Annotated in this window: 11 protein-coding genes, 1 tRNA gene and 1 pseudogene; 3 read left to right on the forward strand and 10 right to left on the reverse strand. The window is 62.7% G+C overall.

The annotated features are described in order from the left end of the window. Positions 1–222 precede the first annotated feature (222 nt). Both cra and AC07W0_RS02635 read left to right on the forward strand, forming a co-directional pair. Complete coding sequence (gene cra / locus AC07W0_RS02630; RefSeq protein WP_017845458.1) at positions 223–1,218, forward strand: catabolite repressor/activator; 996 nt, start codon at positions 223–225, stop codon at positions 1,216–1,218. Positions 1,219–1,220: 2 nt separating this feature from the next. Continuing rightward, the gene (locus AC07W0_RS02635; RefSeq protein ID WP_046488111.1) at positions 1,221–1,997 is read left to right on the forward strand and encodes a TatD family hydrolase; all 777 of its coding nucleotides are present in this window, start codon (positions 1,221–1,223) and stop codon (positions 1,995–1,997) included. Here AC07W0_RS02635 and AC07W0_RS02640 read toward each other — a convergent pair. The 6 genes and pseudogenes from AC07W0_RS02640 to AC07W0_RS02665 form a co-directional block, all read right to left on the reverse strand. Then, on the reverse strand, positions 1,944–2,372 hold the full coding sequence (locus tag AC07W0_RS02640) for a hypothetical protein (RefSeq protein WP_046488108.1): 429 nt from the start codon (positions 2,370–2,372) through the stop codon (positions 1,944–1,946). The genes AC07W0_RS02635 and AC07W0_RS02640 overlap by 54 nt on opposite strands. Positions 2,373–2,498: 126 nt before the next feature. Beyond that, positions 2,499–3,212 (reverse strand): methyl-accepting chemotaxis protein, encoded by a 714-nt coding sequence (locus AC07W0_RS02645; RefSeq protein WP_371918421.1) that lies wholly within the window; start codon positions 3,210–3,212, stop codon positions 2,499–2,501. Between the two features lie 144 nt (positions 3,213–3,356). After that, positions 3,357–4,496, reverse strand: a pseudogene (locus AC07W0_RS02650) (HAMP domain-containing protein); the annotation flags it as partial. A gap of 196 nt (positions 4,497–4,692) precedes the next feature. After that, positions 4,693–5,529 carry a regulatory signaling modulator protein AmpE gene (ampE, locus tag AC07W0_RS02655; RefSeq protein ID WP_102617153.1) on the reverse strand — a complete coding sequence of 279 codons (837 nt, stop codon included), beginning with the start codon at positions 5,527–5,529 and terminating at the stop codon, positions 4,693–4,695. Further along, on the reverse strand, positions 5,526–6,089 hold the full coding sequence (gene ampD, locus AC07W0_RS02660) for a 1,6-anhydro-N-acetylmuramyl-L-alanine amidase AmpD (protein WP_017845463.1): 564 nt from the start codon (positions 6,087–6,089) through the stop codon (positions 5,526–5,528). Before ampD ends, ampE begins: the two co-directional genes overlap by 4 nt. Positions 6,090–6,150: 61 nt before the next feature. Next, the gene (locus AC07W0_RS02665; RefSeq protein ID WP_102617154.1) at positions 6,151–8,301 is read right to left on the reverse strand and encodes a DUF1631 domain-containing protein; all 2,151 of its coding nucleotides are present in this window, start codon (positions 8,299–8,301) and stop codon (positions 6,151–6,153) included. Between the two features lie 242 nt (positions 8,302–8,543). On the opposite strand from AC07W0_RS02665, the gene nadC reads away from it, so the two are divergent. Beyond that, positions 8,544–9,392: a carboxylating nicotinate-nucleotide diphosphorylase gene (gene nadC, locus AC07W0_RS02670; RefSeq protein WP_046384727.1), complete on the forward strand. Its 849-nt coding sequence runs from the start codon at positions 8,544–8,546 to the stop codon at positions 9,390–9,392. Positions 9,393–9,435: 43 nt separating this feature from the next. On the opposite strand, the gene AC07W0_RS02675 is transcribed toward nadC, so the two are convergent. The 4 genes from AC07W0_RS02675 to AC07W0_RS02690 form a co-directional block, all read right to left on the reverse strand. Continuing rightward, positions 9,436–9,741: a DUF6388 family protein gene (locus AC07W0_RS02675; RefSeq protein WP_017845466.1), complete on the reverse strand. Its 306-nt coding sequence runs from the start codon at positions 9,739–9,741 to the stop codon at positions 9,436–9,438. 133 nt (positions 9,742–9,874) lie between these two features. Next, positions 9,875–9,950: transfer RNA gene (locus AC07W0_RS02680), tRNA-Thr, on the reverse strand. A 39-nt stretch (positions 9,951–9,989) separates the two neighbouring features. Then, on the reverse strand, positions 9,990–11,399 hold the full coding sequence (locus AC07W0_RS02685; RefSeq protein WP_102617155.1) for an O-antigen ligase family protein: 1,410 nt from the start codon (positions 11,397–11,399) through the stop codon (positions 9,990–9,992). Between the two features lie 35 nt (positions 11,400–11,434). After that, on the reverse strand, positions 11,435–11,848 hold the full coding sequence (locus AC07W0_RS02690) for a pilin (protein WP_046488095.1): 414 nt from the start codon (positions 11,846–11,848) through the stop codon (positions 11,435–11,437). Between the last annotated feature and the right edge of the window lie 77 nt (positions 11,849–11,925).

Genomic DNA, 11,925 nt, shown 5'->3' on the forward strand with positions numbered 1-11,925 from the left:
CAAACTGACTGAGCAGTCGGTTGGCAGTAGCCACTCAGTAGCGAACATCGCAAAAATACGCCTGCTGAAACGTTTAATCTAGAATTCGTGGCAGATTACGCGTTAATTGCGCATCCTTGAAGACCCACTCGGCACTTGAGCTGAGACATTGGTCGTCTGCAGTAATCGGTTACGATTGGACAAAATGTCGGGGCAAGCTCCAGAAAACAAGGAAATCCCGGTTTGAAACTCAGTGATATCGCCCGTCTCGCCGGTGTGTCCGTGACCACCGCCAGCTATGTCATCAATGGCAAAGCCGAACAACAACGCATCAGCAGCGCAACCGTCGAGCGCGTGCGTGCGGTGGTCCAAGCCCATGGTTTCACGCCCAACCCCCAGGCTGCGGGACTGCGCAGCCGGCATACGCGCACCTTGGGTTTCATCCTGCCAGACCTGGAAAACCCCAGTTACGCACGAATTGCCAAGTTGTTGGAACAGGGCGCGCGCGCGCGCGGCTATCAATTGCTGATCGCCAGCTCCGACGATGACGCCGACAGCGAGCGCCAGTTGCTGCAACTGTTCCGCGCCCGACGCTGCGACGCGCTGTTCGTTGCCAGCTGCCTGCCGGCCAGCGACGACAGTTATCGCGAGCTGCAAGCCAAGGGTTTGCCGGTCATCGCCATCGACCGCGAGATGGACCCCGCGCAGTTCTGCTCGGTGGTCAGCGACGACCGCCAGGCCTGCCAGCAACTGACCAGCAGCCTGCTGCAACCGCTACCCAAGCAGATCGCACTGATCGGCGCGCGGCCCGAGCTGAGCATCAGCCAGGCGCGCGCCGCCGGTTTCCGTGAAGCGCTGCAGGGGTTCGGCGGTGAAGTGATCGTTGAACACGGCGAAGCGTTCAGCCGCGACTGCGGCCGGCAACTGATGGAGCAATTACTGCAGCGCCTGGGGCATTTGCCTGATGCGCTGGTGACCACGTCCTACGTGCTGCTGCAAGGCGTGTTCGACGCACTGCATGACTTCCCGCTCAAGACGCGGCCGCTGCGCCTGGGCACCTTCGGTGATACCCAACTGCTGGATTTCCTGCCACTGCCGGTGAATGCCATGGCCCAGCAACATCAACTGATCGCCGACACCGCGCTGCGCCTGGCCCTGGCTGCGATTGAAGAACAACAGTATCAACCCGGCGTAAACGCCATCGGCCGCACCTTCAAGCAGCGCATTCACGAGGTTTGAGCGTGGAGCTGATCGACACCCACACCCACCTGGACTTCCCGGACTTCGACAGCGATCGCCGGCAAGTCCTCGCGCACAGCCGCCAACTCGGCGTACAGCGCATGGTGGTGTTGGGGGTGTATCAGCAAAATTGGCAACGACTGTGGGATCTGGTGCAAGACGATGAAGGTTTGTTCGCAGCCTTCGGCCTGCACCCGGTGTACCTCGACGAGCATCGCCCCGCCGACCTGACGGCCCTGGGCGACTGGCTGACCCGCCTGCGGGGCCATCGGCAATTGTGCGCGGTGGGTGAGATCGGCCTGGATTACTTCCTCGAACACCTCGATCGCGAACGCCAGCAACACCTGTTCGAAGCCCAACTCAAGATGGCCGTGGATTTCCAACTGCCGGCCCTGCTGCATGTGCGCCGCAGCCATGCCGCCGTGATCGCCACCCTCAAGCGCATCCGCCTGCCACGGGGCGGCATCATCCACGCCTTCGCCGGCAGCCGCGAAGAGGCGCGCGAGTACATCAAGCTGGGGTTCAAACTGGGCCTGGGCGGCGCGGCCACCTGGCCACAGGCGCTGCGCATGCACAAAGTACTCGCGCAACTGCCCCTGGACGCCGTGGTACTGGAAACCGATGCACCGGACATGGCCCCCGCCATGCATCCCGGCCAGCGCAACAGCCCGGAACACCTGCCCGAGATCTGCGCCGCGTTGGCCGAGCGCATGGGCCTGAGCCCGTTATCGCTGGCGCAGGCGAGCACACGCAACGCGTGCGAGCTGTTCAATTGGTAGCGGGCTGACGGCCTGCAGGTCCAGGGTCATGCGTTGCCGATGACGGGCAAAACGCAGCACCAGGCAGTGGATCAGCACCGTCACCAGTGAAAGGTTGAGCTGCTCGATCACACTGAGTAACCCCACCCACTCCGCCACCAGTGCCACCAGCAAGGTCACGCAGGTCAGGATGATCATGCTCGGGCGAACCAGCGCCCACTGGTCCAGCGCACGAAATTGACGCTGCTGTTTGCGACCCCGCAACTGCAGGCCCGACTGGCAATACACGCACTCGAACGGCTCGTCGATGGCAATCGCGTTCAACTGCCAAGGCTTGAGTTCAAACGTCATGTCGCATCGGGCACAGCGCCCTCTGATACCGAATGCAGCAATCATCGCCGTGCCTCTTTGGGACTGTGACCAAGTGAAACAAATTTTCACCTATTCACGCCGCCAGAAAAGATACGCCGCAAAATTAAGACAAACACCACAACCACAAAGGACAAATCCTACTAACAGGCCCTACACCCGAAATGCGCCGATCAGTTGCTTCAGCTCGATCACCTGCTGCGACAACTGCCGGCTGGCCGCTTCGGTCTGGTACGCACCGTCGGCCGCATGCTCTCCGGCGCGGTTGATTTCGACGATGTTGCGGTCGATGTCGTGGGCGACCGCGGTTTGCTGCTCGACGGCGGCGGCAATCTGCTGGTTCTGATCCACGATCATGCCGACGGCGCCGAGAATATTTTCCAGGGCCTGCTGGACCTTTTCCGACTGGCCCACGGTGCCTTCAGCCATGGCATGGCTGGTGCCCATGGCCTTGACCGCCGCGCCGACACCGCTGTGCAATCGGCTGATCATCTGCTCGATCTCTTCAGTGGAGTGCTGGGTGCGCCGGGCCAGGGTCCGCACTTCATCAGCCACCACCGCAAAGCCGCGGCCCTGCTCCCCGGCGCGGGCCGCTTCGATCGCGGCGTTGAGCGCCAGCAGGTTGGTTTGCTCGGCGATGCTCTTGATCACTTCCAGCACGCTGCTGATGGATTGGCTGTCGGTGGCCAGTTGATTGATCACGCGGACCGACTCATCGATCTCCGATGCCAACCGCGCAATGCTGCCTTGCTGGGACTGCACCAGGCCACGGCCGCTGACGGTTTCATCGTTGACGCTATGGGCGCTGCTCACCGCCGCCGCCGCGCTGCGTGCCACTTCCTGGGCGGTGGAGGACATCTGGTTCATGGCCGTCGCCACCTGTTCGATCTGGCTGCGCTGCCCGGAGACCGCCTGGTTACTGCGGGCCGAGACCGCCTCGACCTGACCGGCCTGCAACTCAACCTGGCTGACGGTGTGCCCGACGCGCTCGATCAGGTCGTGGATCTTGGCCACGGTGCCATTGAACACTTGGCCCAGGTCGCCCAACTCGTCGCGGCTGCGGGCGACAAACGTGACGGTCATATCGCCCGCCGCCACCTTGTCCATCATCGCCCCCAAGCGCCGCAACGTGGTGCGCGTCGAGGCATAGAAACCGGCGTACAGATAAAAGATCAGCAAAAACACCGCCGCCAGGGCCGACACCAGTACGACCATGTGCGTGCGGTTTTGCGTCAGCCGTTGCTCCAACTGTTGTCCGAGGAAACCCAGGGTGGCCTCATTGAGTTGGTAGGTCTGGGCCATCAGTTGACTCACGTCGTCGTAGAAGCCCTGCCACGGTGCGTCGAGGGTTTCGGCCATCACCACCTGCTCTTCAAACAGTTCACTACCTTGCTTGAGGCTCGCGTTGCTGGCCTTGGCCAGGCTGTCGAGCGCTGTGTGGGCGGCTTTGCTGGAGCCCAGGGCGTCCTGCAGCTTCAAGCCGTATTCGGCCTGGAGTTTTTCCAACTGCTGCAACAGCTCGTCGAAGCGCGTGCTGGAGGAGGAGTTGAGAAAACCCTGGCCGAGGGAGTACGCGCCCATTGCCCGCCCTTCGCCCAACGTCTGGGTGACTTGCGGCGTGACGCCGGTGATCAGTTCGCTGAGCTGGCGCAGATCACTCTGGGGGTCGCGGCTCAAGCCGGATTGGCTGGCGATGATCTGGCTGAGCATCTGCGCCTTGTTCAGCAGTTTGCCGATCAGCGCACTTTTGCTCTGTAGCGATGACTCCTGTTGCTGGGCCTTGAAGGCGCCAACCAGCTCGTCGCGCTTGGCGTCGAATACGGCGACTTGCTCGGGGTCGGTGGCCATCGCGCTCAGGCCTTGCAGGCGCGCCAGCACACTTTGTTCCAGGGTGTTGATCGCGCCCTCCAGATCGCCCGCCTTGCCGGATTGGCCGAGGGTCGCGTTGATCTGCACCTGGTTGTTGAGGGTTTCCAGGTCACGGCGCAAGGCCAGGCTGCTGCCGAGCAAATCCAGGCTTTGCAGTTCGATGCGGGTGCCCTGGAATTCACGCCAGGAATCGCGCACCAGGAAATAGTTGGTCGCCAGCATCGGCAACAGGAACAACACGCTGATCAAACTGAACTTCATGCCGAAGCTCAGGCGGTTCATCAGCGCGACGGCGGGATAGAGCAAGCTCTTCACAGGTGAACTCCCTTCCTATTATTTTTATTTGAGGCGCAGGGCGGCGGCAGATAGCCACTATTTGGCGCTCTACTTGTATAGCTCAAATCGCAAGGGAGTTTTGTAACGTAAAGTTAACGCGCTGTGGGAGCAGGCTTGCTCCCACAGGGATTGAGCGTGACCGCTAGGGCAACACGGTCCAGATGGCGAAACCGGCATACCACAGCACCGCCGCGCGCAGCAGCAGTTCCCACAGGCGATCCAGGCTGTTGATGCCGTCGGCCCCCACCACCGGCGGCGGGATTTCGGCGGCCACCAGGCCGACTTTGTCCATCAGTTGCGCGGCACTGATGTCCCAGCTCAACAGCTCGTGGAGCATCACTCGGCTGACCGCGACAAAGTTGCCCACCAAGGCGAAGCTCGCCGCCAGCAAGCGCACCGGCAACCAGTCAAAGGCATGCCGCAGTTGCGCGGCACGCTCGGCCACCAGAGGGTTCTGACTGTGTTCGCTGGCCAGCGCCAGCAGGCGATAGGCCAGGGCTGCGACCGGGCCCAACAGGAAATACCAGAAGATCACCGCAAAGAAGCTCTGATAGGCCTGCCACAAGAGATACCCCTGGACACCCTCCAGCAACTGCTCGCCACTGTCGGCAGCGACCTTCAGGTCACGCTCGGCCACATGCTCGGCGGCCTGCAGGTCGCCGCGCCGCCAGGCATCGCGGAACGGGCCAAGCCCGGCCAGCAGGTCACCGCGCCCCAGGCTATAGATCAGCACCAGCAAATGCACCGGCAGCGCCAACAGGCCGTAGGCCACCGGTTCCAGCACCAGCAGCAACAACGCCAGCACGGCCACCGGCAGCAACACCAGCAGCGCCAGAATCAACCAGGGCTGTTCGCCCAGGCGCGGGCTCGATTCCAATCTGGCCAGTTCGCGCAGCCATCTGCCGTCGCGCTGCAACTTTTGGCGCAAGGCCGAGAATTTCTCGATCCAGACCGCCAGCACCAACACCAGGAAACTCATTGTGCGTGTCCTCCATCCTGCAGGGCGCTGCGAAAGCGCATCCAATCAAAAGCGGGCCCGGGATCGGTCTTGCGCCCCGGGGCGATATCGCTGTGACCACAAATGCGCTGACGGGTGATGCCCGGGTAAGTCGCCAGCAACTGACGTGTCAGGTCGATCAGTGACGCATATTGGGCATCGGTAAAGGGCAGGTCATCCGTGCCTTCCAGCTCGATCCCCAGGGAAAAGTCATTGCACGTTTCGCGCCCCTCGAAGCTGGAAACCCCGGCATGCCAGGCGCGGTCGAGGCAGGACACAAACTGCGTCACCCCTCCGTCGCGTTCAATCAGAAAATGCGCTGACACGCGTAGGTCGGCAATCCCTGCAAAGTAAGGATGTTCCGTGACATCCAAGCGATTCTGGAAAAATTCCTGCACCTTGCCGGTGGCGAACTGCGCCGGCGGCAGGCTGATGTTATGCACCACCAACAGCGAGACTTCACCTGCGGGGCGCTCGTTGAAGTTGGGCGAAGGGCAATGACGAACACCCTGGCACCAACCGCTGGCGGGGTCCAACTGCATACAGGTTCCTTGAACGTGACTAAGTCTGACCAGTATGCCGCGTTCAGCCCTATGGTTGCGATCACTTGCCGCGATTGAGTTGACGCAAGTTACCCGCCACCGTCGCCAGCGCACGCTCGAACAGCAGGGCTTCGTCCAGGATACGCAACGCACCACGCTTGAACGCCAGGGCCAGTTGGCCGGCGCTGCGCTCGAGCACCTTGAGCCCGGCGCGGTTGACGAAAACATAGCGATCGGCCGGTGCCATGATCGCGTTCAGTTTGCCGCGCAGAGCGGTTTTCTCGGGTTCCAGGAACTCCAGCCAAACGCCAACGCGCAATTGGCGCACCTTGAGCAGGTCGGGATCATCCGCGGCCAGGTCCTGCGCGGCATCGGGCACGCCAGGGTCGAACACGAAGGGCTCCTGCACCTCGATCAACCTCTCGTCGCCCTCGAACGCGTGAACATGCAAGGCCTGCAGCCGAACAAAGAACTCACGGGTGCTGAAAGGGTCGAACCCCGCGCCGCTCATCCCGTCGCGCAAGGCCTTGAGCAACGCCGGCAACTGCTCCAGCAGATGCCGCCCGGCCTCGGTGTCGTCGTGCAGGCCAACGCTCCAGATCAACTCGTCCAGGGTGCGCAGCCCCGCCTGCCACTGCACCGATTGCTCACCGTGCTTGAGGCTGGCCAGCAACAGCACCTGGCTCCAGGCCTGTTGCACAAACTGCACCACCGAGCGCGGCAGGACCTTGCCCAGCAAGCGCCGGTTCAGCACGTCGGCCACGCGCTGTCGGGCCGCCTCGTTACGCAGGCGCGCTTCCTCGGCATCGCGGGTGTGCTGTTCGAGCAATGCACTGTGCCGACGCTCGTCAGCGGTAAACGCGCAGAACTCCGACAGCAGTTCGGAAAAAATCGCCGGGTCTTCGGCAAAATCATTCAGCAACCGCTGCACCACCTGCTCGATGTGCAGGTACAGGCTGTCACGCGGGTTGCCCTCAGCCGGGCTCCAACCGATGGCGGCACCAGCGATTTCGTTGAGCAGCCGCCGCGCCGGATGGCCGGCGCGGCTGAAAAGGCTCTTGTCCAGCACCGCCAGTTTGAGCATCGGGATCTGCAACCGGGCGATCAAGGCTTTGAAGGCGTCCGGGACGGCGTGGTCATTGAGGATGAATTCGAACAACAGCGCGACCAGGTTGATCACGTCTTCGTCGGCCTCTTCCACGACCCGGGATTTGCCGCTCTTGACGCTGACTCGGGTCAGCAGTTGCTTCAACTGGTTGCGCAGGTCGAAGTCGTCCTCGACATCCGGCTCCGGCACGTATTGCTGCAAATGGGACAACAGCCGCAGCAGGTCGCGGGTGGCAATGGGCTGGGGCTCGGCGCTGGCTTCCAGGGTCGGCGTGACACTGCCGCGCACGGCGCCCAGCAGCGCTCGCAAGGTAGAAAAGGCGTGCTCGCCATTTTCGTCGACTGGCTGGTCGGCGCTTGGCAACCGGGCTTCACGCGTGTGCTTGCACGGTACGCGCCCGCCGGAACGACGGGCCGGCACCGCCTTGAGTTCAGGCAGCACGCCGGTGGCGACCAGCAACTGATTGGCCTCACCGTACAGGTGGTCGGCGTCGCTGAGCACGTACTTTTCAAAGAGCTTGAGCATGACCAGCTTGACGCGAATTTCCACGCCCAGGCTGCGCCCCGCGCGTAGGAAAAACTCGCACAGCAGCGCCGGCCCCAGGGGGTTCTCGCAGTCATCCATGGACCTGCCGAGCAAGGCGCCCAGGCGAGTGGTCAGTTGCCCCAGGGCGAGGCCGTCGCGATGCTGCACCCGCCCGAGCATTGCCTCCAGCGCCAGGGCTTTTTCCAGGTCCTCCCTGAGGATGCCGGGCACCTTGTCGTAGGACACCACCGGCACCAACTGCCGTTCACCGCGCCCTGCCCCGCCCAGGTTGGCGAAGGCCTCGAACAGTTGCCCCATGAACACGCGCTCGAAATTCTTGCGCTTGAGACGCAGGTCGCGCATGGCTTCAAAGAAAATATGGTGGTCGACGTTGTTAAGGGCCTTGTCGGCCATTTCGAACAGGGTGTCGTCGGCGTTATCGAACAGCTCCTGCAAACCTTGCTGCAGTTGCTGCGCAGCCTTGTCGCGAACCTGCAGCAACACCACCGGTAGGCGCGCGAGCGGCGATGGCGTGGTCTGTGCCTTATTGATCGGCACCACCTTTCCGTCGTTGTGCATCCAGGCCTCCTGAAACGGCGGTGTGGGTAGGGCAAAGTCGGGGCAGGCCCAGTGGGGCACTGCGAATATCCGGTTACCACCAGGACGTCAAAGCTATGACGCCAATTGCAAGGCGCGAGATTATCTTGCAAATGGGGGTCGTTGCGCCAGCGAACTCTGTCATAACGCTGTAAATGAGCACGCCACTGGGTTCAAACGCGCACAGCCCCTATAATCGGCGCACTTTGTTTGTGGAGCCTGTTATGCCGAATCTCCGTCTTGCCGACCTCACCGCCGAAATCGAAGCCAACGTGCGCCGCGCACTGCGCGAAGACATCGGCAGCGGCGACATCACCGCGCAATTGATCCCGGCCGAACGGCTGGCCAAGGCCACGATCATCACCCGCGATGCGGCCGTTATCGCTGGCACGGCCTGGGTGGACGCGGTGTTCCGCCAACTGGACCCGCGGGTCGCGGTGCATTGGCTGGTGGCCGACGGTGAACGCGTCAGCCCCAACCAGGCACTGTTCCACCTCGAAGGCCCGGCACGTTCGCTGCTCAGCGGCGAACGCAGCGCGCTGAATTTCCTGCAGATGCTCTCCGGCGTCGCCACACGCGCCCAGTACCTGGCGGATAGCGTCGCGAGCACCCAGGTCAAGTTGCTCGATACGCGCAAGACGCTGCCGGGCCTGCGTCTGGCGCAGAAATACGCCGTGACCTGTGGCGGTTGCCACAACCATCGCATCGGTTTGTATGACGCGTTCCTGATCAAGGAAAACCATATCGCCGCCTGTGGCGGTATCGCCCAGGCGATTTCGGCCGCGCACAAGATTGCCCCGGGCAAACCGGTGGAAGTCGAAGTGGAAAGCCTGGACGAATTGCGCGAAGCATTGGCGGCGGGCGCCGATATCATCATGCTCGACGAACTGAGCCTGGACGACATGCGTGAAGCCGTGCGCCTGAACGGCGGCAAAGCCAAGCTGGAAGCCAGCGGCGGGATCAACGAAAAAACCCTGCTGCCCATCGCTGAAACAGGGGTGGACTACATCTCCATCGGCGCGATGACCAAGGATGTGAAAGCGGTGGACCTGTCGATGCGCCTCAGTATCTGAAGCCCGTTGCAGGAGCCGGGTTGCCGGCTCCTGCAACAGCGGTTCAAACCACCAGGTTATTCATCTCGCAATACTCTTCCCATTCGACACCGAGCACTTCAGCCGCCTCTTGGTGCAAGGCCAGCCGTGCGGCTTCGAACTCGTCCGCTGACGAGGTGTACTTGAGGCTCAGCTCCCATGGCTGGAGGCCCTGGCTCTCGGCCTCGTCCTCAAATGCCCACTGGATCTGGTCGCGCTGATCGTCAGCGCTCAGGTCCTTGATCTCTTCTTTAAGCTGCGGCGATTCCCCGAGATATTTGTCGAGGGCTGCTTGGTGCCGAACTTCCTGGGTCATTTCAGTCGTGGTCATGTTGTTCTCTTAGATCGAGGAATGGGGATGCATCTGGGTCATCAAGGTTGCGCAGATACAAAAGAGCGGGCACGAATGCCGACTCGCCTGGCCTTCAGAACCATTCTGGGATCATCTGAAAACGGTGTTGCTTTGGTGCCCGAGACAGGAATCGAACCTGCGACCTTCGCGTTACGAGTGCGCTGCTCTACCGGCTGAGCTACACGGGCGGTGGGCTAAAGCTAGCACCGCATCGGGCGTCCGGCAACTCACTGACGTCGCAGGGCAATCACCCCTTGGGCCCAGAAGCGCGGCTGCAGGTGTTGGTTGCCACCTTCAAGATAGTCTTGCTGGGCTTGCTCGATGTGCGGGGCATCACGCATCACGACCCACACCAGCAGGCCAACGGACAGCACCGCCGCCACCCGCCACCCTGCCCAGGCCCACGGCAGCGACGCGCCAGGAGCGGCGCGCCACACGTGCAGCGCCATCAACCAGCCCACCACCAGCGCCAACCAGACCTGCGAGTTGGGCATCACGATGACGCCGTCGACCATCGCTTGCGTAAGCGCGCCCAGCAATGCCGCGAACAGGCACCCGCGCAGCAAGTCCACGCGCGCTGTAGAACAAGCCCGCGCCCGCAACACGCGGAGGGTGGCCCAGCCACCGCGCCACGCCAAGGCAGCCACGCACAAGGCCGAGGGAACGCCCCACTCGCTGGCCCATTGCAGGATTGCCTGGTGCGGGTGCGCGGCGATCGGGTTGGCGATATCCGCGAAATGCATCGGCCCGAACCCCAGCCACGGACGCTCGGCGATCATGTGCCAGGCCTGCCACCAGATCGGGCCACGCCCCGACAGCGAAGTGGTGAGGCGATCGCTGACGCCACTGCCGACCTCGACACCCAGCGCACCCGTCAACAGCGTGAACAACGCCGTATACAGCAACAAACCGCCGCACACCGCAGCCAATTGCCAGGCCAACCAGCGTCGCCCCCACGGCCCGAGCAGCGTCAACGCCACCCCGGCCACCGCCATGCCGAGCCAGGTGCCGCGGGTGCCGCCGCTGATCGCGATCAACCACCACACACACAGCAACGCAAACACCGCGCCGCGCACGGAGCGGGAGACCTTGGGCATCAGCAAGGGCAGCGCCAGCAATGGCAGGGTGAAGGTCTGGAATTGACCGTAGAAGCGCTTGTTGGAAAACCCGGACAGCAACGCGTCCGGATCAAGAACCCGCGCGCCACTGGCGAAGGCGAGCGCGCCGGCATACAGGTATTGGATCGACTTGATCAGGCACAGCAGCACCACCATCAGGATCAGCACGCGGTCCAACGGCTCACCCGCGCGTCGGCGCAGCAGGGCAACCGCGACGGCGATCGCCCCACAACTGATGAACAGCGCGACCTCGGTGAAGGCCCAGAGCGGCTGATGGGCCAGTGCCGATGACACCAGGCCCAGCCCAACGATCAGCACCAGGCCCAGGGCCGTCGGCCGGTCCACCAGACGCTCGACGGGAACGACCGTCAGCCCATACACCACCGCACCCAGGCCCATGGCCACCTGCATTGCGCGCTGCCAGTCATGCCCGCTGAACGGTGCGCAGATACCCAGCGCGAGCAAGCACGCTGCAATCACCAGGAACGTCTTGTCGCGCTGCTGCGGGGATAACGACATCGGCCACCTTTACGTCCGTGCACAGGGTTTGGCAGTCATGCCCCGTCGGCGCCACACCCTTTGGCGGCGTACTTGGCCTCTGCCGTCGTGGCGCATTTCCAGCCGGCGGTGGCGCTGCGCGTCAGGGTAATGGTCTTGCCCAGTACCGGTGCCGGGGCGTCGAGTATTTCGCAACTGATGGAACCGGCGCCGGTGGCGACATCCCCTGTCACATCGATCTTGCAATTGGCGGTCGGGCTGGTGCCACCGATCAATGCCACGGTTGGCACTGTGCCTTGGTTGAATACATCCTCGTAGCCGGCTTTCAACGCGGTGATTTCAGCCAGCCCGGCCGTGAACTTGGCCTTGGCCTGATGCGTGGTGTACATGGGCAAGCCAATGGTGGCCAAAATGCCGATGATTGCCACGACGATCAACAACTCGATCAAAGTAAAACCTTTCTGACGCATCACATTCCTCTCCAGAACAGAACCCATGACAAGGCGCGTCCTGCGCCCCGTATCGTGCAGCCGCGCCAGTGTACTCA

Source organism: Pseudomonas sp. GW704-F2 (assembly GCF_059423025.1).